At 66.2% G+C, this 24503-nt stretch carries 29 protein-coding genes and 1 tRNA gene; 24 read left to right on the top strand and 6 right to left on the bottom strand.

Annotated elements, in window-relative coordinates:
- Positions 1-19: 19 nt before the first annotated feature.
- The gene (locus F3S47_RS02760) at positions 20-1381 is read right to left on the bottom strand and encodes a TolC family outer membrane protein (RefSeq protein WP_150443675.1); all 1362 of its coding nucleotides are present in this window, start codon (positions 1379-1381) and stop codon (positions 20-22) included.
- A 44-nt stretch (positions 1382-1425) separates the two neighbouring features.
- Entirely contained in the window at positions 1426-2079 is a 654-nt protein-coding gene (locus F3S47_RS02755) for a protein-L-isoaspartate O-methyltransferase family protein (RefSeq protein ID WP_150443674.1), read from the bottom strand.
- A 128-nt stretch (positions 2080-2207) separates the two neighbouring features.
- Between F3S47_RS02755 and F3S47_RS02750 the strand changes: the two genes are divergently transcribed.
- Positions 2208-2281 (top strand) — tRNA-Cys (locus tag F3S47_RS02750).
- A 465-nt stretch (positions 2282-2746) separates the two neighbouring features.
- The gene (locus F3S47_RS02745) at positions 2747-4072 is read left to right on the top strand and encodes an MFS transporter (protein WP_150443673.1); all 1326 of its coding nucleotides are present in this window, start codon (positions 2747-2749) and stop codon (positions 4070-4072) included.
- A gap of 264 nt (positions 4073-4336) precedes the next feature.
- Here the strand turns inward: F3S47_RS02745 and F3S47_RS02740 are convergent, their stop codons facing one another.
- A complete protein-coding gene (locus F3S47_RS02740; RefSeq protein ID WP_150443672.1) occupies positions 4337-5113 on the bottom strand; it encodes a phosphatase PAP2 family protein in 777 nt (258 codons plus the stop codon).
- 184 nt (positions 5114-5297) lie between these two features.
- On the opposite strand from F3S47_RS02740, the gene F3S47_RS02735 reads away from it, so the two are divergent.
- The 8 genes from F3S47_RS02735 to F3S47_RS02700 all read left to right on the top strand — a co-directional run bounded on the left by F3S47_RS02735 (position 5298) and on the right by F3S47_RS02700 (position 13464).
- Positions 5298-8162 (top strand): monovalent cation/H+ antiporter subunit A, encoded by a 2865-nt coding sequence (locus tag F3S47_RS02735; protein WP_150443671.1) that lies wholly within the window; start codon positions 5298-5300, stop codon positions 8160-8162.
- Between the two features lies 1 nt (position 8163).
- Positions 8164-8535, top strand: a complete 372-nt coding sequence (locus F3S47_RS02730; RefSeq protein ID WP_150443670.1) for a Na+/H+ antiporter subunit C — start codon at positions 8164-8166, stop codon at positions 8533-8535.
- Positions 8532-10139, top strand: a complete 1608-nt coding sequence (locus tag F3S47_RS02725) for a monovalent cation/H+ antiporter subunit D (RefSeq protein ID WP_150443669.1) — start codon at positions 8532-8534, stop codon at positions 10137-10139. The genes F3S47_RS02730 and F3S47_RS02725 overlap by 4 nt, the downstream gene beginning before the upstream one ends.
- Before the next feature lies 1 nt (position 10140).
- Entirely contained in the window at positions 10141-10644 is a 504-nt protein-coding gene (locus F3S47_RS02720) for a Na+/H+ antiporter subunit E (RefSeq protein WP_150443668.1), read from the top strand.
- The gene (locus F3S47_RS02715) at positions 10641-10910 is read left to right on the top strand and encodes a K+/H+ antiporter subunit F (RefSeq protein WP_150443667.1); all 270 of its coding nucleotides are present in this window, start codon (positions 10641-10643) and stop codon (positions 10908-10910) included. Before F3S47_RS02720 ends, F3S47_RS02715 begins: the two co-directional genes overlap by 4 nt.
- Positions 10907-11278, top strand: a complete 372-nt coding sequence (locus tag F3S47_RS02710) for a Na+/H+ antiporter subunit G (RefSeq protein ID WP_150443666.1) — start codon at positions 10907-10909, stop codon at positions 11276-11278. The genes F3S47_RS02715 and F3S47_RS02710 overlap by 4 nt, the downstream gene beginning before the upstream one ends.
- Positions 11278-12495 carry a CaiB/BaiF CoA transferase family protein gene (locus F3S47_RS02705; protein ID WP_150443665.1) on the top strand — a complete coding sequence of 406 codons (1218 nt, stop codon included), beginning with the start codon at positions 11278-11280 and terminating at the stop codon, positions 12493-12495. Before F3S47_RS02710 ends, F3S47_RS02705 begins: the two co-directional genes overlap by 1 nt.
- A gap of 93 nt (positions 12496-12588) precedes the next feature.
- Positions 12589-13464 carry a DMT family transporter gene (locus F3S47_RS02700; protein ID WP_150443664.1) on the top strand — a complete coding sequence of 292 codons (876 nt, stop codon included), beginning with the start codon at positions 12589-12591 and terminating at the stop codon, positions 13462-13464.
- A gap of 1 nt (position 13465) precedes the next feature.
- On the opposite strand, the gene F3S47_RS02695 is transcribed toward F3S47_RS02700, so the two are convergent.
- Positions 13466-14515, bottom strand: coding sequence for a YihY/virulence factor BrkB family protein (locus F3S47_RS02695; RefSeq protein WP_150443663.1), 1050 nt, complete (start codon positions 14513-14515; stop codon positions 13466-13468).
- Between the two features lie 283 nt (positions 14516-14798).
- Here F3S47_RS02695 and F3S47_RS02690 point away from each other — a divergent pair, with 283 nt between their 5' ends.
- The 11 genes from F3S47_RS02690 to F3S47_RS02645 all read left to right on the top strand — a co-directional run bounded on the left by F3S47_RS02690 (position 14799) and on the right by F3S47_RS02645 (position 22166).
- Positions 14799-16001, top strand: coding sequence for a tyrosine-type recombinase/integrase (locus F3S47_RS02690; RefSeq protein ID WP_223877693.1), 1203 nt, complete (start codon positions 14799-14801; stop codon positions 15999-16001).
- A gap of 60 nt (positions 16002-16061) precedes the next feature.
- Positions 16062-16259 (top strand): helix-turn-helix transcriptional regulator, encoded by a 198-nt coding sequence (locus tag F3S47_RS02685; protein ID WP_150443661.1) that lies wholly within the window; start codon positions 16062-16064, stop codon positions 16257-16259.
- On the top strand, positions 16256-16729 hold the full coding sequence (locus F3S47_RS02680; RefSeq protein ID WP_150443660.1) for a hypothetical protein: 474 nt from the start codon (positions 16256-16258) through the stop codon (positions 16727-16729). The genes F3S47_RS02685 and F3S47_RS02680 overlap by 4 nt, the downstream gene beginning before the upstream one ends.
- Before the next feature lie 92 nt (positions 16730-16821).
- Positions 16822-17016: a helix-turn-helix transcriptional regulator gene (locus F3S47_RS02675; protein ID WP_150443659.1), complete on the top strand. Its 195-nt coding sequence runs from the start codon at positions 16822-16824 to the stop codon at positions 17014-17016.
- Between the two features lie 105 nt (positions 17017-17121).
- On the top strand, positions 17122-17508 hold the full coding sequence (locus F3S47_RS02670; protein WP_150443658.1) for a hypothetical protein: 387 nt from the start codon (positions 17122-17124) through the stop codon (positions 17506-17508).
- 97 nt (positions 17509-17605) lie between these two features.
- Positions 17606-17836 (top strand): transcriptional coactivator p15/PC4 family protein, encoded by a 231-nt coding sequence (locus F3S47_RS02665; protein WP_150443657.1) that lies wholly within the window; start codon positions 17606-17608, stop codon positions 17834-17836.
- A complete protein-coding gene (locus F3S47_RS02660) occupies positions 17833-18927 on the top strand; it encodes a bifunctional DNA primase/polymerase (RefSeq protein ID WP_150443656.1) in 1095 nt (364 codons plus the stop codon). Before F3S47_RS02665 ends, F3S47_RS02660 begins: the two co-directional genes overlap by 4 nt.
- The gene (locus tag F3S47_RS02655) at positions 18927-19412 is read left to right on the top strand and encodes a DUF5681 domain-containing protein (protein ID WP_223877692.1); all 486 of its coding nucleotides are present in this window, start codon (positions 18927-18929) and stop codon (positions 19410-19412) included. Before F3S47_RS02660 ends, F3S47_RS02655 begins: the two co-directional genes overlap by 1 nt.
- The gene (locus tag F3S47_RS19275; protein WP_191090058.1) at positions 19409-19573 is read left to right on the top strand and encodes a hypothetical protein; all 165 of its coding nucleotides are present in this window, start codon (positions 19409-19411) and stop codon (positions 19571-19573) included. The genes F3S47_RS02655 and F3S47_RS19275 overlap by 4 nt, the downstream gene beginning before the upstream one ends.
- A complete protein-coding gene (locus tag F3S47_RS02650) occupies positions 19570-19827 on the top strand; it encodes a hypothetical protein (RefSeq protein WP_150443655.1) in 258 nt (85 codons plus the stop codon). The genes F3S47_RS19275 and F3S47_RS02650 overlap by 4 nt, the downstream gene beginning before the upstream one ends.
- Positions 19828-20624: 797 nt before the next feature.
- On the top strand, positions 20625-22166 hold the full coding sequence (locus tag F3S47_RS02645; protein ID WP_150443654.1) for a hypothetical protein: 1542 nt from the start codon (positions 20625-20627) through the stop codon (positions 22164-22166).
- 8 nt (positions 22167-22174) lie between these two features.
- Here the strand turns inward: F3S47_RS02645 and F3S47_RS02640 are convergent, their stop codons facing one another.
- Positions 22175-22432, bottom strand: coding sequence for a hypothetical protein (locus F3S47_RS02640; RefSeq protein ID WP_150443652.1), 258 nt, complete (start codon positions 22430-22432; stop codon positions 22175-22177).
- A gap of 183 nt (positions 22433-22615) precedes the next feature.
- Between F3S47_RS02640 and F3S47_RS02635 the strand changes: the two genes are divergently transcribed.
- The 3 genes from F3S47_RS02635 (at position 22616) to F3S47_RS19270 (ending at position 23541) form a co-directional block, all read left to right on the top strand.
- Positions 22616-22936, top strand: a complete 321-nt coding sequence (locus F3S47_RS02635) for an H-NS histone family protein (RefSeq protein WP_150443651.1) — start codon at positions 22616-22618, stop codon at positions 22934-22936.
- A 96-nt stretch (positions 22937-23032) separates the two neighbouring features.
- Positions 23033-23308 (top strand): hypothetical protein, encoded by a 276-nt coding sequence (locus F3S47_RS02630; protein ID WP_150443650.1) that lies wholly within the window; start codon positions 23033-23035, stop codon positions 23306-23308.
- A gap of 83 nt (positions 23309-23391) precedes the next feature.
- Positions 23392-23541, top strand: a complete 150-nt coding sequence (locus F3S47_RS19270) for a hypothetical protein (RefSeq protein ID WP_191090057.1) — start codon at positions 23392-23394, stop codon at positions 23539-23541.
- 715 nt (positions 23542-24256) lie between these two features.
- On the opposite strand, the gene F3S47_RS02625 is transcribed toward F3S47_RS19270, so the two are convergent.
- A complete protein-coding gene (locus F3S47_RS02625) occupies positions 24257-24484 on the bottom strand; it encodes a TFIIB-type zinc ribbon-containing protein (protein ID WP_150443648.1) in 228 nt (75 codons plus the stop codon).
- Positions 24485-24503: the final 19 nt, after the last annotated feature.

Here is a 24503-nt window from a genome sequence, read left to right as displayed (position 1 = left end):
CAGCGTGTATTGTCGCGGTTCAGTCGCCGATCGAACGCAGCACGCGGTCGAGCGCGCGCCCCCGGTCCGACTGACCGAGCGGCGCATCCTCGACCAGGTTGTAGTAGGCGGCCGGATCGTAGGTCTGGATGCCGAGGTTGAGTCGGTCGACGGTCAGCAGGCCCATGGCCGCCAGCACGCGGTAGGTGGCGAGGGTGGCGTCGATCTGCGCGGAGATCAGGGCCGTCCGGGCGTCGAACAGCTCCTGCTCGGCGTCGAGAACGTCGAGCGTCGTGCGGGCGCCGAGCGTGGCCTCCTCGCGGACGCCGTCGAAGGCGACCTGGGCCGCGCGGACCTGGCGGTCCGTGGCCTCGGCGCTCGCCCGGGCAACGGCGAGCAGGGCATAGGCATTGCCCACCTGCTGCTCGATCTGCTGGCGCGAGATGTGAAGGCCGGCCCGTGCGGCATCGCGGCGAGCCATGGCCTGCCGGATCGAGGACGCCAGGCGTCCGCCCTGGGAGATCGGGCCGGAGAGGCTGAGGCTCAGAGATTCGGTGCTGTTGAAGTCGTCGTCGAGGCCGATGTTGCCCTGCAGGTTCACGTTGGGGCGCAGTGCGGCCTCGGCCCGCTGGATGTTGAGTTCGGCCGCGGCGACCTGGTGCTGGGCGGCCTCGATCGAGGGGTGATTGCGCACGGCGAAGGCCTTGGCGGCAGCCTGATCGTAGCCGATCTGCGCTGGCTGGACCGCGCCGAGCGTGCCGGGCCGGGTGCCCACGGCGGCAATGTATTCCTCGATCGCCTGGGCGAGGTCGCCTTCGGCCGAGGCCAGGTTGCCGCGCGCGGAGGCGAGACGGGCTTCCGCCAGCGAGACATCGGTCCGGGTCACCTCGCCGACCTCGAACCGGTCGCGCGCGGCGCGGAGCTGCTCCGTGATGAGACGGACGTTGTTGCGGCGGAGTTGCACGAACTCGCTCGCGCGGCGGATGTTCAGATGCGCCTCGACCGCGCGCAGGAGGACGTCCTGTTCGATTCCGCGGAGCTCGGCGCGGGTGGCGAGGACCGTCTCCTTCTGGGCGGCGATCGCGGTCTGCGTCGCGCCGCCGTCGTAGATCAGCAGCTGGGCGGAGAGGCCGAGCGAGGTCGTAAGGAAGTCGCCGTCGATCGGGCGTGGATCGGTGACCTGCGCGTTCGCGGTCCAGGAAATGATCGGGGCGAGCTGCGAAACCGCCTGCGCCACGTCCTCGTCCGCGGCACGCAACAGCGCCCGGTTCTGGGTCAGCAGGCCCGAGCTCTCGTAGGCGTTCATGAGGGTGTCGGCGAGGCTCTGGGCGCGGGCGGCCGGAGCGGCGAAGCCCAGGCTCAGCGCGAACGCGATGGCGGCGGCACGTCCGAGGATTTGCATGACCTGTCTCCCCTCGTGGCTCGCAGCCAACATACCAGAACTATCTATAGTGCGAAGGTTTCCGCGCGCCCGAAGCCAGGAAGAACCGGAGCCGAGGCATGAAAAGCATACCGCCAGGTAATCGCCCCGTCGAGCTTCCAGCCGATCCGAACGGTCCCCAGCGCGCCGTCCGCGAAAATCGCGCAGATCCGGCCGCCGTCCTTGAGCTGGGCCTCGAGGGCCTGCGGAATGACTTCGACCGCGCCTTGCAGGACGATCGCGTCGTAGGGCGCGCTCTTGGCAGCTCCCTCGGCGAGGGGACCGTGCACCACGGCGGCATTGTCCACGCCCTGTTCCGAGAGCAGGCCCTGCGCCTCGGCCGCGCGCTCCTCGTCGTCTTCGACGGCGACGACGAACTCGGCCAGCGAGGCGATGACGGCCGTCGAGTAGCCAAGGCCGCAGCCCAGGTCGAGCACGACGTCGCCGGGGCCGAGATCGAGCGTGTCGAGCATCTTGGAGAAGGTGCGCGGCTCCAGCAGGACACGGCCCTCTCCGAGATCGACGTTCTCGCCGATGTAGGCCGCTTCGCGCATGGACTCGGGCACGTAGAGCTCGCGCGGGATCGCCAGCATGGCCTCGATGATGGGAAACTTGGTCACGTCCGAGGGACGAACCTGGGTGTCGACCATAGCGGTCCGGCGTGTCTTGAAGTCGGCCAAGTCTGGACTCGTTGGTTCAGTTCGGGTCGAGCCGGTGATGCCACACCCCCGCCCGTCGGGCAACGGCCTATCGGCCCGCATCCCCCCTTGCGGCGGATGGGCGCGCGCGATATGCGAAAGGCCACTTCGGCGAGTTGGCGGAGTGGTGACGCAGCGGATTGCAAATCCGTGTACACCGGTTCGATTCCGGTACTCGCCTCCACATTTCTTCGCTCCTGCAAGATCGGCGTTCGGTCGGCTGTCACGGTCGCAACCGGTGACGGCCAGCAGGCTCCGCGTGGGGCTGAGCCTCGGACCTTGGTCCAGCTTCCATCAAAGTGCTGCCAGTTCGATCTATTCACTGATCATTCGCGCGAATGAGCGTCGTTCCGGTTCGAGGAGTGACGCGCGGGCAATTCCCGCGCAGACTACGCCGAGCGGATTCGATCACTGCCTTTGCGCCGCGTCGCGCCGCTGGGGGACGACTAGTACGCCGCCTCGGCCGGGGAGGTGCCGGCTCCGCCATTAGTCGCCTCCGAGTTGCGTTCGGCGGCCGAGGTCCTCAGGCGCTTCGGAGCCGAGCCATGTGCTGTCGGCCTCAACGAGGGCACCCGCGACCGGGATTCGGGAACACGGAGATCGATCGCGCCGAGACGAAAGGCGAACGCATTCAACCTGCGAGGGCACCATGCTGAGCATTCTCCGCGACCGGACATACCGCCATCTCTTCCTCGCACAGGTCGTGGCCCTGCTCGGCACCGGCCTCGCGACCGTCGCGCTGGGCCTTCTGGCCTTCGATCTCGCCGGAGACCGGGCGGGACTCGTTCTCGGCACGGTATTCACGATCAAGATGGTGGCCTATGTCACCGTCGCGCCCATCGCAGGCGCCTTTGCCGACCGGGGGCCGCGCCGCGCGATGCTCGTGGGGCTCGATATCGTCCGGGCCGGGACGGCGCTCGCGCTGCCCTTCGTCACCGATATCTGGCAGGTCTTCGTCCTGATCTTCCTGCTTCAGTCGGCCTCGGCCGCCTTCACGCCGACCTTCCAGGCGACGATCCCGGACGTGCTTCCACAGGAGGAACGCTACACCCGTGCCCTCTCCCTTTCCCGGCTGGCCTACGACCTTGAGAACATCGTGAGCCCGGTGCTTGCCGGGCTGCTCCTGGTGCTGATGTCCTACAACGTGCTGTTCCTCGGCACGGTCTTGGGCTTCCTCGCCTCGGCCATGCTGGTCGTCTCGGTGCTGCTGCCGAGCCCGCAGCCGACCGAGCCCCGCGGCATCTACGAGCGCTCCACCCGCGGCATCCGCATCTACCTCGCCACGCCGCGCCTGCGGGGCCTCTTGGCGCTCAACCTCGCCGCCGCGGCCGGCGGGGCTATGGTGCTGGTCAATACCGTCGTCCTGGTGCGCGGAGAACTGGGGCTGGGAGAGAGCGCCCTGGCCTGGACGATGGGGGCCTTCGGGACCGGGTCGATGATCGCGGCATTCGCCCTGCCGAGGGTGCTGGACCGCGCGTCCGACCGCCCCGTGATGCTCGGCGGCGCGATCGTGCTCACGACGACACTGGTGCTCCTTGGCGCGACGATCCTGGCCTCGGGCCTCTCCTGGCCGCTGCTGATCGCGGCCTGGCTGGTCGCGGGGATCGGGTATTCGACGGTCCTCACGCCCTCGGGCAGGCTCCTGCGCCGCTCGGCCCATGCCGAGGACCGCCCGGCGATCTTCGCCGCGCAGTTCGCGCTCAGCCATGCCTGCTGGCTGATCACCTATCCCCTCGCTGGGCTCCTGATGACCTATGCTGGGGCTTCGGTGGCGCTCTTCGGACTCGTCGCCCTGGCGCTATTCGGCATCGGCGCTGCCCTGCGGCTCTGGCCGGCGGGTGATCCGCAGACGCTACCGCATGGGCACGATGACCTGCCTCCCGACCATCCGCACCTTGCGGAGCACGGTGGACGTCGACGGCATGCGCATCCCGTCGTGATCGACCGCCTGCACCCGGAATGGCCCACGGGCTAGCGGGTGCCGGACTGATGATGGGGTAGGCGAGGGCGAGGAAGGCGACGCCGCTGCGGCCACCGCCCGAAAGCGGTCTCGGTAAAAACTTACGCATCAACCAAAGCCGCAACGACGTCTGACGTCATTTCTTGCATGGCAGCATCGTCTCGGCGACCTCGCCGGGCGGCCGACCGAACGGCAACTAGCCCGGAAACCTGGTACGAAATGGTACGCAAGGAGAGCATCTCGGCATGTCGGACGACAAGGCAGGTCGGGGAGTGGGCGTCAGTCTCCTCCGGCCCGCGCGCGGGTCTCGCGAGCTGACCGGGGGTCAGAATCGTCTTCGTCGGCGTGTGGTTCGACATGCCCGCGCAGCGCGAGAAGGCGCGCAGCGATGAGGCAGATGACGGCCCAGCCGACGCCGGCGAGCCAGCCGGCGAGGACATCCGTCGGCCAGTGCACTCCGAGGTAGACGCGGCTGACCCCGACGAGGATCGTGATCGTCGTGGCCACGGACAGGACGTAGACCTTGAGGCGGCGCAGCGGCACCACCCGGGCCACGAGCACGCCGAGCGCGAGATACGTCACCGCCGCCATCATCGAATGGCCGGAAGGAAAGCTCGCCGTGTGGACGATCGAACCGTGCGGAACGAGATCCGGCCGGGGGCGCGAGAAGGCTTCCTTGGCAATGCCGGAGATCAGGATTCCGCCGCCGACCGCGCAGAACAGGAAGATTGTCGAGCGGATCTTGCCCTGGAGCAGGAAGAAGCCTGCGACCGCGAGCGTGGTCATCGTCAGGACGATCACCCCACCGAGGGCGGTGAGGTCGCGGCCGATCTCCTCGAGCAGGGGCGGGCCGATGGGGTCGGAGAGATCGCCGGGCGTGCGCAGCAGAAGAAGCAGATCACGGTCCAGATCGCGCGTGGCGCCTTCCAGCACCGCGTCCGCGAGTTCGGCGAAGGCCCAGACGGCCGCGACCGACAGCGCGAGAACCAGCATCGAGCTGATCTCGACGTTGCGGCGCACCCAGCTCGCCCCTCGCTTGGCCCGGCTCAAGTCCATGGGGGGCGAACCGCGCAGTCCCGCGGCCGGTTCCGTTCCGGGCGGCGGAGGACCGGATCGACTTGCCCCCGGGCGGCACAATCTAGATTAAGGGGCACGACGGGACGGGCGCGACATCAGGCCACCGCTCTTAAGGGCGGCGCGTTCCCATAAGATTGCGTGAGAGGACGAAGACCGGGAATCCATGTCGCTATTTCTGATCGTCGCACTGCCGTTCCTCGGCGCGCTTCTGCCGGGGCTCTTGATCCAGGCAGGGCGCCAGACCTGTGCCTCCGCCACCTTCATGGTGACCCTCGCCGCTCTCATCGGCCTCGCGACCCATATTCCCGCCGTGGTCGACGGTCAGACGATCACGGCCCGCGCCATATGGCTCCCGGCGCTGGGGCTGAACGTCAACCTGTTCCTCGACGGACTGGGATTGTTCTTCGCCTGCCTGATCCTGGGCATCGGGCTGCTGATCATCGCCTATGCCCGCGCCTACCTGTCCGAGCGCGACAACATGGGAGAGTTCTACAGCTACCTGCTCCTCTTCCAGGGCGCGATGGTGGGCATTGTCCTGAGCGACAACATCCTGATGCTGCTCGTTTTCTGGGAGCTGACCTCGCTCTCGTCCTTCCTGCTGATCGGCTACTGGAAACACCTGCCAGAGGGGCGGCAGGGCGCGCGGATGGCACTCACCGTGACCGGGATGGGCGGCCTCGCGATGATCGGGGGCATGCTCCTGCTTGGTCAGATCGCGGGCAGCTACGACCTGACGACGATCCTGCAGAATCGCGAGGCGATCCAGGCCTCTCCGCTCTACCTGCCTGCGCTGATCCTGATCCTGCTCGGCTGCTTCACCAAGTCGGCGCAGTTCCCGTTCCACTTCTGGCTGCCGCACGCCATGGCGGCGCCGACTCCTGTCTCGGCCTACCTGCACTCCGCCACCATGGTGAAGGCGGGCATCTTCCTGATGGCGCGCATGTGGCCGGTGCTCGCGGGGACCGACGCCTGGTTCCTCATCGTCACCACGGCGGGGCTCGTCACGATGGTCGTCGCGGCGATCATCGCGCTCTTCAAGGACGACCTGAAGGCGCTGCTGGCCTTCTCGACGGTCTCCCACCTCGGCCTGATCACGATGCTGCTGGGCATCGGCACGCCCTACGCGGCGATGGCGGCGGTCTTCCACATCCTGAACCACGCGACCTTCAAGGCCGCGCTCTTCATGTCGGCCGGGATCATCGACCACGAGGCGGGGACTCGGGACATCAAGCGGCTGGGCGGTCTGCGGAAGCTGATGCCGGTCACCTTCGTCATCGCGACGCTCGCGTCGCTTTCGATGGCGGGGATCCCCTTCTTCAACGGGTTCCTGTCGAAAGAGATGATGCTGGAGGAGGCGAGCCACACCGTTCTCTTCGACAGCGCCTGGCTCGTGCCGGTCCTGGCGACCATCGGCGCGCTCTTCTCGGCGGCCTATTCCTTCCGCTACCTCGGGCACACCTTCCTCGGGGCGGAGCGGGACGACTATCCTTCGCATCCGCATGACCCCGGGATCGGCATGTGGTGGCCGCCCGCCTTCCTCGTGGCGCTCGTCATGCTGATCGGCGTCGCGCCCTTCCTGGCCGAACCGACGGTGCGGCTAGTGACGCAGGCGGTGCTTGGCGGGGCGGCGGAGATGCCGGACGCTCACCTGAAGATCTGGCACGGGTTCACGCCCGCACTCTACATGTCGATCATCGCCGTGCTCGGGGGCCTGGTGCTGCTGGCGCTCTTCCGCCCGCTGGATAAGGGCTGGCAGACGGCCGGACCGCCCTACGCGAAGGCGATGTTCGACGGCGTCATCGGTGGCGCTGTCTCGGTCGCGCGCTTCGTCACCGGCCGACTGCACGACGGTGCGCTCACCCGGTATGCGTTGATCTTCACGGTCACGGTGGTGGCCGTCGCCTATCACGCCTGGGCGACGGGGGCGAAATCGCCGCCGACCCATGACCTCATTCCGCTCGGGCCGATGCAGCTCGCCGGCTGGCTGATGCTGGTGATCGCGACGGGCTTCCTCGTCTACTGCCACCGCAACCGGCTGCTGGCGCTCGTCCTCATGGGCGTGATCGGCCTCATGGTCTCGATCGGCTTCGCCTACCTGAGCGCGCCCGACCTGGCCCTGACCCAGCTCTCGGTCGAGGTGGTGACCATCATCCTGATGCTGCTCGCGCTGAACTTCCTGCCCAAGCAGACCCCGGTCGAGAGCAGCTGGTCCCGCAGGATCCGCGACGGGGTGATCGCACTCGGCGCGGGCACCGGAGCGGCGGCGCTGATCTACTCGATCCTGGTCCGCGATTTCGCCACGACGCCGATCTCGGAATACCATCTGGAGAACTCCTACGCCGGGGGCGGCGGGACCAACGTGGTCAACGTGATCCTCGTGGACTTCCGGGGCTTCGATACCTTCGGCGAGATCATCGTGCTGGGGATTGCCGCGCTGATCATCTACGCCATCACCGAGGCGCTGCTGATCGGGCCGACCCGGGCGCGACTCGCGGCCCGCAAACCGGACGAGCCCCTGGCGGGCGATGCGCATCCTCTGCTGATGGTCGTCGTCACGCGGGTCACGATGCCGGTGATGCTGATGGTCGGCATCTACATCTTCCTGCGCGGGCACAACGAGCCGGGCGGCGGTTTCATCGCGGGTCTCGTCGTCGCCATCGCGCTGGTGGTGCAGTACATGGCCTCGGGCTTTGCCTGGGCTGACGAGCGGCAGCGCTACCCCTATCACACGATCATCGGAGCCGGCGTGCTGGTCGCGGGCGTCACGGGCATCGGTTCATGGTTCGCGGGCTATCCCTTCCTGACCTCGGCCTTCGGCTATTTCCGCATCCCGCCCTTCGAGGAGTTCGAGCTGGCGACGGCCATGGGCTTCGACCTCGGCGTCTTCCTCGCGGTCGTGGGCGCCGTCATGCTCTCGCTCGAGAGCTTCTCGCGGCTGGCGCGCCGGGCCCGGAAGGACCGGAGCGAACACGCCATGGACATCGACCCCTCGCGCGAAGAGCGCGCGGAAGCCGGACGGGGAGGCTGAGATGGAACTGCTCATGGCAAGCGCCATCGGCGTGCTCACCGCGGCCGGGGTCTACCTCGTCCTGCGGCTCAGGACCTTCCCGGTGATCATCGGGACTTCGCTGCTGAGCTACGCGGTCAACGTCTTTCTCTTCGCCTCGGGCCGGCTGGTGGTGAACCAGCCGCCGATCCTTCGGGACGGCGTGGAAAGCTACACCGACCCGCTGCCGCAGGCCCTCGTGCTGACCGCCATCGTGATCTCCTTCGGCATGACGGCGGTCGCGGTGATGGTCGCGCTCGCGGCCTATCTCAGTTCGAACGACGACCATGTCGACGATCAGCCGGCGGGCCTTGGCCCCTCGATCCGCGGCGACAGTGACAGGGGGGACGGATGACGCACTGGACGATCGCTCCCGTCGTGCTGCCCGCCATGATGGCGGCCTTCATGGTGTTGGTGCTGCGGCACCAGCCGGTGCTTCAGCGCGTCTTCTCGTTCGCCGGCACGGTCACGCTCCTGGTAATCGCGGCGGCGCTGTTCTGGAACGCCTCGGACGGGACCGTCACGCTCTACCAGCTCGGCGACTGGGCCGCGCCCTTCGGGATCGTGCTGGTGGCCGACCGGCTCGCCACGCTCTTCGTCCTGCTGACCGCACTGCTCGCGGTGCTGGTCCTGCTCTATGCCATCGGCTCGGGCTGGGACATGCGGGGGAGGCACTTCCATGCCCTCTACCAGTTCCAGCTCATGGGCCTCATGGGCGCCTTCCTGACCGGCGACGCCTTCAACCTCTTCGTCTTCTTCGAGGTCCTGCTGATCGCCTCCTACGGGCTGATGATCCACGGTGGCGGGCCAGAACGGTTCCGCGTGGGCCTGCAGTACGTGGTCTTCAACCTCCTTGGCTCGACGCTCTTCCTCTTCGCCCTGGGGACGATCTACGGCGAGACCGGGACGCTCAACATGGCGGACCTGTCCCAGCGGATCGCCGAGATCCCAGCGGACCGGTCGGCCGGGATCCGGGTGGCGGCGGTCCTGCTGATCATGGTCTTCGCCGTGAAAGCCGCCCTCCTGCCGCTGCATTTCTGGCTGCCGTCGGCATATTCGGAGGCTCCGGCGCCCGTCGCCGCGCTCTTCGCCATCATGACCAAGGTCGGGGCCTACGCGATCATCCGCATGTACACGCTGGTCTTCCCGCCGGACCTCGCGCTGACCCAGGGCCTGTTCGGGGCCTGGCTTCTGCCGGCGGCGCTGGTCTCCTGCGCCATCGGCATGATCGGGGTTCTGGGTGCACGGGGGCTCGACCGGCTGGTCGCCTTCTCGGTCGTGGGCTCGATGGGGATGCTGCTGACAGCCGTGGGGCTCTTTACGCCCGCGGGCATCTCGGCGGCGCTCTATTACGCCATTCACTCCACGCTCGTCACCGCGGCGCTCTTCCTGCTTGTCGACATCGTGCGGGAACGTCGCGGCGCACGCGGGTCCGATCTGGTCGCGGCACCGCCCTTCACCGGAGCCGCCCTGATCGCGGGGCTCTTCTTTGCCTCGGCCATCGCCATGGCCGGTCTGCCGCCGCTCTCGGGCTTCGTCGGCAAGCTGCTGATCCTCGACGCCGCCTTCGACGACCCCCGGGTCTGGTGGGTCTGGGCGGTGATCCTCTCGTCCAGCCTCGTGGCGGTGGTCGGCTTCGCCCGGGCCGGAAGCACGATCTTCTGGAAGAGTCATGCCGCCGCCGAAACCGAGCGGCGCGATCCGGAGCTCGTGCCGCCGCTCGCGCCGCCCGTGCTACCGGTCATCGCGATCGGCGGTCTCATCGCGGCGCTGGTGGCGCTGACCGTTCTGGCCGGCCCGGCGCAGCGTTTCCTCTCGGCGACCTCGGAGCAACTCTTTTCGCCAGAGGCCTACGTGACCGAGGTCATGGAGACGCCCGGCAAGGAGATCACCCACGGCTACGAGTACGACGCGGAGCTCGAGGCCGAGGCCGAAACCGACGCGGGAGGACACGACTGACATGGCCGCACGTCTCGTCCAGCGGATCTTCCCGCACCCGCTCCTCACGCTGTTCCTGACCGTCACGTGGTGTCTGCTCATCAACGAGCTGCGCGGCGGGACCGTGGCTTTCGGCCTGATCCTCGGCATCGCCGTGCCGATGCTGACGGCGGCCTACTGGCCGGACAAGCCGAAGCTCCTGCGGCCGCTGAAGCTGGGGCTGTATCTCGTCATCGTCATCTGGGACATCATCGTCGCCAACGTCGAGGTCGCGCTGATCGTCCTGTTCAAGAGCAACGACAAGATGTCCCCGACCTGGGTCGCGATCCCGCTCGAGCTTCGGACGCCCGAGGCGATCGCGGCGCTTGCGGGCACCATCACCCTGACGCCCGGGACCGTTTCGGTGGACCTGTCCGACGAGGGGCACGCGCTTCTGGTCCATGCCCTCGACGCGCCCGACCCGAACGCGGTGCGCGACCAGATCAAGCACAGATACGAACGCAGGCTGAAGGAGATCTTCGAATGATCCTCTACGCCCTCTACTTCGGGTTCGCCTCGGTGGCGCTGTCCCAGCTTCTCTGCCTGTGGCGGCTCGTGACCGGTCCGTCCGTGGGCGACCGGGTTCTCGCGCTCGACACGATGTCGATCAACTCGGTGGCGCTGATCGTGCTGCTGAACATCTGGGGCGGAACGCAGATCTACTTCGAGGCGGCGCTGATCATCGCCATGCTCGGCTTCGTCTCCACCGTGGCCTACTGCCGCTTCGTGCTGCGCCGGGACATCATCGAATGACCGAGATCGCACAGATCGCCGTGACCATCGCGCTCATTCTCGGCGCGCTCTTCGTGCTGGTCGGCTCCTACGGCCTGGTCAAGCTGGACCGCCCCATGTCGCGGCTCCACGCGCCGACGAAGGCGGGGACGCTGGGTGTCGGCAGCATCCTCATGGCGTCGATGATCAACAGCTTCGTCCGGGGCGACGGGTCGCTGCACGAGCTGCTGATCATGGCCTTCATCTTCGTGACCGCGCCGGTCTCGGCCTACTTCATCTCCAAGGTGCACATACACCGCGACCGGAACATCGACCCGCTGCCGCGGCCTCCGGCCGACCGGGTCTGGGCCACGAAGGACCTGCCGGGCGACCGCGACAGGGCCGGCTGATGGCGGAGGAACGGCCATCGCGCGGGCCCCTCGACGGGCTCGTGGTGCTGGATCTCAGCCGGATCCTTGCCGGGCCGACCTGCACTCAGCTGCTCGGGGACCTGGGCGCGACCGTCATCAAGATCGAGAACCCCGCGACCTGGGGCGACGACACCCGGACATGGGGCCCGCCCTTCGTCCACGACCCGGACGGGGCGCCGACCGACCTGTCGTCCTATTTCATGTCCTCGAACCGCAACAAGTTCTCGGTGGCGCTGGATATCGCCAGCGAAGAGGGGCAGGCCGCCGTCCGCAAGATCGCGGCGCGGGCGGACGCGGTGATCGAGAACTTCAAGCCGGGCGGCCTCGCGCGCTACGGTCTCGACCACGAGACGCTGCTTCGCGACTACCCGCACCTCGTCTACTGCTCGATCTCGGGCTTCGGCCAGACCGGTCCCAACCGTGAAAAGCCGGGCTATGACCTCATGGCGCAGGGCTGGGGTGGGATCATGTCGCTCACCGGTGAGCCGGAGGGCGAGCCGATGAAGGTCGCCGTGGCGGTCGCCGACGTCATGTGCGGGATGTACGCCGCCGTCGGCATCCTCTCGGCGCTCCGCCACCGCGACCGGACGGGCGAGGGCCAGCACATCGACCTGGCGCTGGTGGACACGCAGGTCTCCTGGCTCATCAACGAGGGCGTGGCCCACCTGACGACGGGCGAGCCGCGTCAGCGGCGGGGCAACGGGCATGCGGCCATCGTGCCCTACCAGGTCTTCGCCGCGGCGGATGGCTGGGTCATCGTGGCAGTGGGCAACGACGCGCAGTTCCGGCGGCTCTGCGACTACCTCGGCCGACCCGAGCTGGGCGACGATACCCGCTACGCTACCAACCCGGCGCGGCTTGCGAACCGCGACGATCTCATTCCGCTGCTCTCGGAGCTCCTCGCCCGGCGCGAACGCGACGAGATCATCGCCGGACTGGAGGCGCTTCGGGTGCCCGTCGGGCCGGTGAACACGCTGGAGCAGGTCTTCGCCACCGACCAGGTGGCTGCACGAGGGATGCGGATCGAGATGGCGCGCGAGGACGTGGAGCGGGGCGGGGTCGAACTGATCGGCAACCCGCTGAAGTTCTCGTCCTCTCCCGTGACCTACCGACGTCCCCCGCCGCACTTCGGAGAGGACACCGTCCGGGTGATGGACTGGATCGCGAACGGCGGCGAGGGCTCTCCCGAGGACTGATCCCGGCCAGGCTGCGGATCGTTGGGCGCAGGGCCCGCTTGCCATGCTCGAGGCTGGCTGTGTAGGTGCGCCGGACAGGCGAGGAAACGGGACATGCAGGCAGGCAGAGAGGCCGGGATTGCGGCGGTCGTTCTCGCGGCCGTGCTCTGGGGCTCGACAGGGACGGTCCAGGCTCTCCTGCCGGAGGGGCGCGAGCCGCTCGCCGTCGGCGCCCTGCGCCTCGCGATCGGGGCCGCCGCGCTTCTCGTCCTGGCTCTGGTCCGGGCGGAGACACGCGCCGGGTTGCGCCGGGTGCCGTGGCGGGGCGCGATCGGGGCGGGCCTATCGATCGGCGCCTACAACCTCCTCTTCTTCTGGGCGGTGCTCGAGGCGGGAGTCGGCGTGGGCACAGCCGTCGCGATCGGCAGCGCTCCGCTCTGGACGACCGCCTACGAGGCGGTGATCCTGCGGCGCGACCCGGGGCTTCTTCGGGCCATGGGGCAGGGGGTCTCGATCCTTGGCGTGGCGCTCCTCGGTTTGGTCGGAGGTGGGCCGGCCGGCTCCCTCGCCGGCCTCGGTCTCTCCCTGGCCGCGGGCGCCTGCTACGCGGGCTACTCACTGATCACGAGCCGGAGCGGCAGCCGGGCACCCTCGACCTCGCTCGCCGCAGCGACCTTCTCCGTCGCCGCGCTGGCCACCTCGCCTGTTCTCTTCCTTGTCCCGCTCGGCTGGAGCACCACGCTCGGCGCCTGGGTCGCCCTCGCATTTCTCGGGATCGGGGCGACCGGCCTCTCCTATGCCTTCTACACCTGGGGTTTGACCCGCGTCGCCGCCTCCACTGCCGTCACGCTCGCACTGGCGGAACCCGCAACGGCCTGGCTTCTCGCGACCTTGGTCGTGCAGGAGCCCGTGACGCCCGCGAACCTCGCGGGGGTCGCGCTCATCCTCGTGGGGCTCGCCGTCGTCTCCTGGGTCCCGGCGCGCCGATAGGTCAGGGCCGCCGGCCCAGGGTGTCCGCCATCTCGGCATCGCGCTCGCCCATGGGCCGGACCCGACCGCGTGTCGTGTCGCGGCGGGACTGGTGCTCCATCTCCGCGTTCAGGAGGGCGCCCAGAAGCACCACGAAGGCGGTCAGCCACATGTAGAGCAGCAGGATCACCACGCCGGCGATGGCGCCGTAGGTGGGCTGGTAGCTGCCGAAATTGCGCACGAAGACCGAGAAGAGCACCGACCCGCCGAGCCAGAGGGTCGTGGCCGTGATCGCGCCGGGGGTCGCCCAGCTCCAGCGGGGAGGGCGTCGCGCCGGCGCATAGCGGTAGAGGACGCCGAGCGCGACCATCGAGAGGAGCGCCAGCACGGGCCATCGGCCAACGGTGACGATGGTGTCGGTCCAGCCCGAGAGCCCGAGGGCCCCGGCGGCTGGCGGGACGGCGACGGCCAAGGCGAGGACCGACAACGCCAGCGCGGTCAGCACCGCGGTCAGGGCGAGCGAGACGGTGTTCCGGACGATGATGTTCCGGGTCTCGACCTCTGCATGGGCCATGTTGATTCCGCTCACGAGGTTGTCGATCCCGCGCGAGGCCCAGAACAGCGAGAGCGCGAGGCTGACGACGGCCGTGACCGTCGCCCGGCCCGGCGCCTGCCCGGCGAGCGCGACCGTCTGCTCGCGGACCACGGCGAGCGGCTCGGCCGGGGCGAGCCCGTCGAGCGCGTCGATCTGTCGGATCACGATGTCCGTCTCGAAGATCAGGCCGGCGAGGGAGGCGAGCATGGCGATGGCGGGAAAGAGCGCCAGCAGGCCGAAGAAGGCGATTCCCGCGGCCACGAGCGGCACGAGGTCCCGCCCGATGCGTCCGCCCGCGCGCATGAAGATGTCCCGCCACCCGGAGAATGGAATGCTGTGGGGCCGCCAGGCCTCGCGACCGTGACCGGTCTCGCGCTCGGCCTCCTCCCGCGGCTCCGGCGCCGCGGGGTGCGCGCCCTTCGGACTGGGTTCGGCCCCCTGTCCGGGGCCGGGGCCTTCGCCTGGTCGGTCCTGCACCGGTCACTCCCTTCGCACCCCATAACACGCGGGACACGCAATGCGCTCCATCCGAACACGAGGAAGAGCGGTTGGCCGGGAAGGCAAGTACAGCTGAGGAGGAGGGAAGGTGGCAGCCCGTAGGGCTATCACACCAGAGCATCATGGCTACCCAAGACTTCTCATTTAATCCCTGAAATCCTTGAGAAAGTAGCGCCGGTCTTCTAGTGTCTTCTCATCAATACTCACACCTACTCAGAATAAGTGGCGGGACAGATGGTGGGACAAGTGGCGGGACGGTTCGGTGCCTAGCCTTACGGTTCGCGAAGTGAAAGCGAAGAAGGAGCCGGGGATGTATGGCGACGGTGGAGGGCTCTACCTTCGCGTCGGCCCCTCGGGATCGAAGTCGTGGATTCTGCGGACAAGGATCAAGGGGCGCTTCACGCAGAGCGGGAAGCCACTGCGTTGGGAGGGCGGACTCGGTTCGGTCAACGACGTCTCGCTAGCAGACGCTCGGCTGAAGGCTCAGGAGCTTCGGGCTCTCGCGCGGCAAGGGCAGGACCCAGGTGCTGCTCGCGATCACGAGGAGATCACCTTCCGAAAGGCCGCTGAGCGCGTCCACGCGGAGATGAAGCCCACTTGGAAAAGCGAGCGGCACGCGAACATCTGGTGGTCTTCGATGGAGAACCACGTGTTCCCGGCTTTCGGTGACAGGCTCATCGAGGACATCGGCCAACCTGATGTTCGGTCAGCGCTTGCACTGATCTGGACCAGCAAGCCCGACACGGCCCGGCGAGTTAAGCAGCGCGTCGCCAACGTGTTCTCTTGGGCAATCGCAGCGGGGCACTACAGTAACGCGAACCCGGTCAACCGGGACTTGGTGAGCGGCCTGCCGAAGGTCCGACGCCGGACCAAGCATAGGCCCGCGCTCCCCTGGCAGGAGCTGCCGGATTTCATGGATGACCTCTCGAAGCGCGAGGGTATGTCGGCCTTCACGCTGAAGTTCCTCATCCTGACCGCGTGCCGCTCTTGGGAGGTGCGAGGCGCGGAGTGGAGCGAGTTCTCCGGAAGCATCTGGACGGTGCCTCCTGAGCGCATGAAGCGCGACATTCCCCATAGGGTGCCGCTCTCCAATGAGGCGCTTGCGGTCGTTGAAGAGCTAAAGGGCCTTGATGATCGGTATGTCTTCCCAGCGATCACACGAGACGAAGCGGGCAAGGCCAAGCCACAGTCAGTGAACGTCTTCGGCAGCCTGCTGGATCGGATGAAGGTAGAGGGCGTCACTGCCCATGGCTTCCGCTCGACCTTCCGCGATTGGGCAAGTGAATACGCCCGGGTTGACCGAGAAGTCGCCGAAGCCGCGCTGTCGCACGCAACCGGCAACGAGGTCGAGCGGGCCTACGCCAGATCCGACCTCTTTCTTCGGCGGGTCGAGCTAATGGAGCAGTGGGGCAAGTTCGCGACGGGGCAGGATGACGGCAAGGTCGTCAGACTAGCAGGAACCTAAACGATGCCGAAACCCAGGACTGGTAGGACATTGGTCATCAACCTTAACGAGGATATATTGATGAACGACCGAATTCTCCGCCTGCCTGAAGTCGAGCGCCTGACCGGCCTGAGCAGGGCAACGATTTACCGGATGGTGAGCCGGGACGACTTTCCACGACAGACCAGGATCGGAATGCGCGCCGTGGGCTGGCGCGAGTCACAGCTGAACGAGTGGCTTGATACTCAACCTTCGGCATCGTGCGATGATCACGTATGACGGAACGAGAAGAGAGTATCGCGCGGATCGTAGAGCTCTTGGCCATGCCGCCGGAAGTCATCCAGCTCGCTGAGGAATATCGCCTTCCCAGAACGATAACAGTTCATCAGCTCAGGCACTTCCTTCGGGGCCTTCTCGTTGAAACGCAAGAAGAGCTGAGAGAGCTGAAAAAGCGTCCGCGTGGAGCGCCAAAGAAGGAAGTTCCGAAAGACGCCATCCGCGCTGCGATTGTTTCTGCCATGCACCGGGACATGCTGGCTAGGGGCTGGGCTCCGAAGACCAAGATTGAAATGGTCCGAATGGTCAAGTTCCTGGACGAGTTGGGAGTTGAGCAAGGGAAAATTGAAAAAAGGACACGCTTGTTCGCTCCGTCAGAGACCAGGCTTCAGCAGTCTGTAAGCCAAGGACTGGCGTGGCTCAGGAAGAGCGACCCCGGATGGGGTGATCTTTTGGATCGCATGTCTTGGTAGCTTTCGAAAAAATCATGTCCATTTCTTCGAAAGTGCCGCACTAAGAGTCGTCAGATATCTCAGCCCTACGCAATCAAGCGCGAGGCTGAGAAATGACGATCACCGATCCACTCATCCGCGATAAAGACGGCGCGAAAATGATCAACGCGTCAGTCGCCACCTGGTGGCGGCGTGTCGCAGACGGCACGTTCCCTCCGCCCATCAAGATTGGTGGGATGAGCCGTTGGCGCATGTCCGAAATCGAGGAGGCAATCGCGAAGGCCGCAGAGATGCGGGAAGCCGCTTAACGAGAAACCCCCACCAACCCGGAACGGGCGGCGGGGGCGCAATCTCGTGTAGCGGTACAAGGGATATAGCGCAGTCCGCCCGTCCAATCAACAAGGACGAGCAGAATGACTACTGAAACTCCCAAGGAATCCAGAGGCATCCATCCTCCGTCGGATACCCGATGGATCATGCGCAGGAAGGACCTGCCGAACACCCGCGCCGCCGTACTCTACAGGCTGACCGACCGCGAAGGAAACGAGACCACGAGCGCAATCTCGACCACCTACCGCCAGGTGCTCGAAGCGCTGCGGCGCTCGCCGCTCTACTGTGCGAGCCCCGTCAGGCTCTCGGATGTCGTCTACGTCCTCAAGCGCGAGCACGGCGCAGACATCGAGACGCTCTTCTTCGAGGACGACACCAACGACCCGCCCACGCGGTTCGGAGTCTACGTGCTGCGTTCGCAGGTCGAGACCCTCGGTGCCCAGGCTCCCAAGACGGCGGAGGCGGCATGACCCATGATCAGCGCATCCGCCATATCCGTCAGCGTCACGCTCTCTCCGAACCAGCGGCTCGCGCCGTGGCCGAACTGGCCTTCGGAGGGCGGAGCCGATGACCGTCCTTGCCAGCATCCGCAAGAACGCCCGCGAAGAGCTGCGCGTGTCCCGCGACGACTACAAGGGCCACGACATGATCAACCTCCGCGTCTTCTACGACGCGGGGGACGAGATGAGGCCGGGCAAGCAGGGCATCGCCTTAAAGGCGGAGCTTCTGCCCGAGCTGCTGAACGCCCTCCGGCGAGCGCAGGACGCTCAGCCAGAGCCGAAGGAGGATGCTGCATGACCGCTCTTCCTCGCCTCGTTCCTTCCGCCATCCCGTCCGACGAGATGGCCCGTCTGCATCACGCTGGCTTCTCCCTGCTGCCACTCGGTGGCGGGGAGGACGGCAAGAGCCCGATCATTGGCTTCAAGGGAAAGTCACGGCTGCCGCTGAAGCGTGTCCTCGCGCCGATGCACCGCACTGGCTCCACCTGCTATGGCGTCCGCCTGGACGGCCTTGCCGTAGTCGATTGCGACGTGGATGACCCCAAGCTCATCGAGAATATGGAGGCGCGCTTCGGCGCGTCTCCTGTTCACGTCCGTACCCCGCGCGGTCGGCATCTCTACTACCGAGCCAGTGCGTCCGGCCAGTATCCGAACCTCCGCAAGGAAGGCCTGCCGGTCGACATCAAGCGCGGCGCGAATTCCTACGTCGCCGGACCAGGTTCGGTGCGGGCCGATGGTGGCAGCTACGTCCAGGATAAGGGCAACCTTACTTCCGACACCCTGCCCGAACTCCTCCTCCAGACCCCCAGCCAAAAGCAACGTTCGCAAGGGATCGAGAAGGGCACGCGCAACTACGCGCTCAGCGTCGCCGCGATCCAGATGGTCGAGACCGTCGATGACACCGACGAACTCTTCGGCAACTTGGCCTTCATCCGGGACGACGAGTGCGAGGACCCTGCCAGCATCCCGGATGAAGAGCTTCGCAAGATTGCTGCCTGGGCGTGGTCGAAGCGTCTGGAGGGCAACGTGTTTCGAGGCCGAAACAGCGAGTTCAGGATCAACCGGCAGGCCCTCGATGCGATCATGGCGATGCCCAACGCCACCGATGCCCTGGGCCTCTTCGTCGTCTTGCAGAGCCAACACGGACACCGACCCGCAGTGGCCTTTCCGCTCGACCATGCCGCAATGAAAGCAGCAGGCCATACGGACCTTTCCCGGGAGCGTTTCTTCGCGGCTCGCAAGGCGCTTCAGGAGGCTGGGCTTCTCACTGTCGCCGAGCACCACATCGCTGGAAAGCAGCCACGGACCTACCGACTGAGCCGTCTGCGTCCGTCAGCCTCGAACGTCACAGAGCTGCATGCAGCCCAAGCCACAGGGGGAGGGGTTTAGTGTTCACTTATGTTTACGGGATCCCGTTGCATGGCATTTGCCGTGCTCCAGCCGACCGTAACAACGGCTCCACAACGGACCGCCGCAACCCGGACGGCACCTTCGCGCCCGGCAACCCCGGACGGCCTGCAGGTGCTCGCCACCGCACTACACGCGCCGTCGAAGAGCTGCTTGAAGGCGAGGCCGAGGGCCTGACCCGGAAGGCCGTCGAGCTGGCTCTCGAAGGCGACACCACGGCTCTGCGTCTCTGCCTGGAGCGGATCGCGCCCGCGAAGAAGGACGCGCCGGTCCAGTTCGACCTTCCGCCGATGACCAACGCGCAGGAGGCCTCAGAGGCCGCTTCCGCCGTCCTCAGGGCTGTCTCAGAAGGTGAACTCACCCCTGTCGAGGCTGCGTCCGTGATGGCTCTGGTGGAGGGCTACCGGAAGACGCTGGAACTCACCGAACTGGAGCGTCGCATCGCTGCACTGGAGGGAAGCCAATGACCGTCAAGCACCGCGTTCGAAAGCTCGAGGATGGCCGCAGAGTGGCTGGCAAGGAGCGGTTGGTCATCCGGCGTTCCCCGGTCGGAGTCGATGAGCCGGAAGGCGAGATGACGCCCGAGGAATGGGAGCGTCGCTACTGTGAGCCGGAGGAAACCCAATGAGACTGGAACAAAGGTTGAAGCAAGTCGAGCGCAAGCGCGCCCCGGCCGATGAGCCTATCTTCGTCTTCTTCCGCACCTTCTTCGACGCAGCAGATGGCAGCGAGGTCGAACGCTTCAGGCGAGCGGTCGTCATCTATGGCCCAAACGACACCGACTTCTTCGACGCAGACGACGACGAGCCAGCTTCCGCCTTCGAAGAGAGGGTGAAGCTCGCGGTAAACGAAACACTGGAGAGCCGGAGGGCACCCCAATGATGACAACGACGAAAGTGCCCCAGCAGCGGCGCTCGACCCAATACCAGTCAATCGGCGACATGTTCGACGGTGGGGGCCCCGGACGCTCCGGCTCCCATTTCGAAGGCGGCGGGATCATCTCCGTGATTGCGAACCTGCTCATGGACCCTCCGAGGAGGAGTCAGCCCAATAAGTCGCTGACAGAACACGGTTATCAGCCGCTTCGAATGGGGGCGATCCTCGGGGGGCAGCCGTCCAAGGAACCTCTGTCCAGCTATCTTCCGGAGCGGTCGGGTCAGAGGCCCGTCGCTTCCCCGTCGCAGGCTTCGCCGCTGCAAACCTCGCAGTCCACGAGCGCAGCGCCGCAGACCTTCATTGCACCGGACGTTCCAGGAGAGGCTGCCGCGCGCGCTCGCCAAGCTGCTCCACAGCAGCCGTCGCAGATGCAACCTTCGCCCCGTTCTCCGGTTCGGGTGCCGTCGCCAATGCCGCAGCCGTGGGATGCCCAGGCCACACCGCAGCGTGCTCCCAGCCTTCCAGTGGACCCGTCCGGCCCTGCCATTGTTCGCATTCCGCCTCCTGCCGCTTCGAGGGGCGAGCTGACCCCGGCTCAGCGCGAGGCCATCGGCCGCGCTGCCATTGCCGCAGAGCAGGAGAAGCGGGATGCACAGCAGTCCCAAATTGACGACCTTCTCGAACTCGCTCGTGCCGAACGCGCCAGACGCGCCACGGGAGCGTCAGGAGCCCCGGCCGGTCAGACGGTACGCATTCCCCCTCCAGGACAAGGTTCGCCCTCCACGCCCCGCCCAGCGCAGCCGGTGACGCAGTATGCCGACGATGCGAAGGCACAACGCGGCTTCGGCCGCTCTGCCTACCGCTCGGGTCTCGATGATGCGCCTTCGATCCCGGCGCGAAGTGGCGTCACGACGCCCGCACAAGGCCACCTGGACAGCACTCCCGGAGGATACGGCAATATACAGACCCCGCAGGAGGCGCGGGCCTGGGAAGTCAACGACCAAGCCCGTAGGCAGCAGCTCGGGGCAAACATCGGCGCAGCCATCAACAGCGCTGGCGAGATGATGACAATGGGGCTTGTCGGCGACGAAGCCGCTGGCCGCTTCGACCAGATGATCGGTCGGGGCGATGCAGACGAGCGCACCGAGTTCTACCGCAGGCGGCAGGAGGAGCTGCGCGAGGAGGCTCCCGCCATGGCGATCACGGCTGACACGCTCGGTGCGATCCTCGGACCCGGCAAGGGAGCAAGTGCCGTCATCAACGGAGCCCGCACCGTCGGAGGTCGCTTGCTCCGTGGTGCGGGCGTTGGCGCTGCCTCCGGTGCCACCATGGGCGCGATGGAAGGCGAGGACACCGGAAGCCGCGTGATGGGCGGTGCCATCGGGGCAGGTGTGGGCGCTCTTGGTGGAGGCGCTGTCACCGGCATCGGCGAGGGCTTCTCACGGGCTGCACGAGCGCTGAGCCGCAATCCTGTGCTCCGGGAGGCCGTTCCGACCATGGAGAGCCTCAAGGAGGCGTCACAGCGCCTCTACGCCGCCGTGGACCGGTCGGGCGGCTCAATCCCCGGCCAGAGCGTCACGAGCCTCGCACGGGGCTCTGAGAGGGCCCTGCGCGCCGAGGGTTACCATCCCCGGCTTCACCCCCGCCTGAGCGTCGTCCTGGACGAGATGGACGAGATGGCGAGGCGCGGCGCGGCGTCCATGAGTGACATGCAAATCCTGCGCCGGATCGCGGGCAACGCGGCCAGCTCGCTGGACCCCGATGAGCGTCGGCTTGCCATGGTCGCCATCGACCGGATCGACGACACGGTGGAGGAGCTGAGCGACCAGGGCGGGATGCTGCGAGAAGCGCGCCAGCTCTGGGCCCGGATGAGCCGTCTTGGTCGGATCGAGAGCATCATCGACGACGCGAGCAACTACGACAACTTCGAGCGGACGCTCCAGAGCCGCTTCCGGACCTTACTGCGAAACCCGCGCAATCTTCGGGGCTTCAGCGACGAGGAAGTCCGCCTCATGCGCTCCATCGCCCAGGGCGGGGCCGGGGTGAAGACGCTGCGCGGCCTTGGCCGCCTCTTCTCGCTCAATTCACTGCCCGGTGTGGCAATCACCGGCGGCGCGACCTACGCGGCCGGTCCCACTGCCCTTGCGCTACCGGCGGCAGGCTGGGGCGTGGGCAAGGTCGCGGACGCCATGGTCAGACGCAGGGGGAACAGCCTGAGGGACGCGGTCGCTAGCACCGACCACCGCAGGGCCATCGTGGAGGCGCTGATGCGGCGTTCGAACCCTGCTGCTCCGGCGGCGGGGGCGTCTCCCGCCGGGCTTATGTCTTATCAAGGAGGGCGGTGAGGTTAAGCCTATCGCCCCATCGAGCGCGCGAGGTCGCGTCTCAGCAGCATGACATTGATATCGAGCACCTCGCGCAGAATGATGAATAGGAAAACCGCCACGAAGGCTTCTCCCCCGCTAAGGCGAAGCCAGATATTCCCCTCGCCGTTCCAGAAGCCCAGAATAACTGCAAAGCTCGCCATCGCGATAGGCCACCAATCGCGGCGCCGCTCCTGAATCTTGATGTCGAATCGGCGCTGCATCAGCTCTTCGTTGGCCTCAATCATGGTCTGCGCTCCGTGCTGAATGCGAGCTCTATCTTATGGATCCTTGCGCCGAGATGGCTACTGGCAATAGGTCTACGATGTTGATTGTTCCTGATGTATGTTGCCCCAGACGGTGATTGAAGCGCTGAATAAATTTATGAACGCTCGGATTGCCCACTCAAAACATGATTACGGAAGACAGAGATGGCAAAAATCGACCTGAACGAGTTCTCTAGGACTGAACTCATCTCCCTCCGCAAGGACGTGGAGAAGGCGCTGACGCAAGTCGACAAGCGCGAGCGCGAGGCGGCCCGGAAGGCAGCCGAGGACGCGGCCAAGCAGTACGGCTTTTCGCTTTCCGAGTTGACCGGCGGGAAGACCAAGAAGACCGGGTCAAAGGGAGCCCCGCAGTTTCGGCACCCCGAGAACAGCGACGTCACCTGGACCGGCAGGGGCCGCCGTCCCGAGTGGGTCAAGGAATGGGTCGAAGCCGGGAAGGACCTCGAAGAGCTTCGGATCAAGTAGACCGGACTGCTACGCGGGGTTGGCGCGACGTGCGGCTTGGCTAGGGCGTTGAGTGACGGCATTCTGCTGGCTCGTCACTCACATCTAGGCACTCTGATGACTCGCCGCACCATGCCGTCCAGCCAGCGCGATGACCTCTCTTTCCCTATCCGCGTGAAGGTACTTGTTCCACCAACAGGCCTCGGCAATCGTCTAGGTGACGCGATCCGCTGGTGCCGCGAGAACGTCGGTGTAGGAAACTTCGCGGAGGGCACGGCCAAGAGCTTCGGGTGCGATGCCATGGCATTTCACTTTCGCCGGATCGAGGACGGCGCGGCGTTCCTACGAGCCTTTCCCGACTTCGTTCTCGCGGACCGGTCGCAGGCACCATAAGCCGCCAAATAGCCGGGAACCGGCCAGCATCGTGCCCCGTTCAAAGCGTCGAGTGTGGGGGGCGTTCAAGAAGAGTCGAACCCATGAGTCACATTCCGAACCGATCCGCGAAAGCCTGGGCGCAGAACGTAAATGATCCCGAAGCCAAGGCATTGGTTGAGGCCGCTGTGCGCTTCATTGGCGCCCACGCAATTGTCTTGGCCCCGGCGATAGCACTCGCGCTCTTCTTCTGATCACGCTGAGCGGCCGAGAGGCGCTCGGGGCCAACCCAAGGCGGGAACATCCGCACCCCCGTCTCGTTACTCTTGGACAAGCGCGCTCGTGTGCTTCCCTCGTTTTCACGAGCGTGCTGTTGGGAGGCGGTGCGAGGCGCGAATTGGAGTCTACTCCTGAACTCCGCTCTGGTGTTCGCGCCTCCATCGTCCTCTGAACTTCTGCAGTGCAGGAACCTTCGGCTGAACGGCACCGTTTGTTTACCACGTACGCACCAAGGCATTGGAGCCACCAGCCTCTCTCCAGCCATTCTGCACCCACAGGGGCCAATCGGTCTCTTCTCCCGATGGAAGGGGAACAAGTGACTGAACTTCGTAGCTCGCCGAACGTCCTGGTCATCGAGGACGAGGCAATACTAGCGCTGAACTATGCGGACATGATTGAGAGCTGGGGGTGGACCGCTGCCGAGATGGCTCACTCCAACGCTTAAGCCAGAATGTTGGTGGAGGTCGAGAACTTCGACGCAGCCATCCTCGATGGGCGGCTTAGGGGAGAGACTTCGGAGCCAGCGGCGGAGAAACTGGCCGATTTCCGTATCCCGTTCGTCGTCGTGTCAGCTTGGCCAATTGAACAGCTCAGCGAAGCCCATAGACAAGCTCGGGCGACGCTAGCCAAACCTGCGGATGAGCGGAGCCTTCACCGGGCCCTGAAGGCTGCAATGCTCAATTAGCGGCGTCAGAAATCAAAGATTTCGCCCAAGAGACCGCCTCGCTTTTTCTTTGACGATGAGCGTCCATAGTCGGAAGCCTCGCGGCGTGGGCCCTCAGGGACGTCCGAGCGCTCGATGATCTTGTCGAGTTCTCCGCGATCAAGCCAGACACCTCTGCATTGCGGGCAATAATCAATCTCGACACCGGCGCGCTCGCTCATGACGAGCTGGGTTCCGTCAACTGGGCACTGCATCGTGGTCTCCCTCCTTCGG

It is taken from the genome of Histidinibacterium aquaticum, assembly GCF_008710275.1.
Taxonomy (GTDB): Bacteria; Pseudomonadota; Alphaproteobacteria; order Rhodobacterales; family Rhodobacteraceae; genus Oceanicola; species Oceanicola aquaticus.
This window is presented reverse-complemented; position numbering and strand designations above follow the sequence as displayed.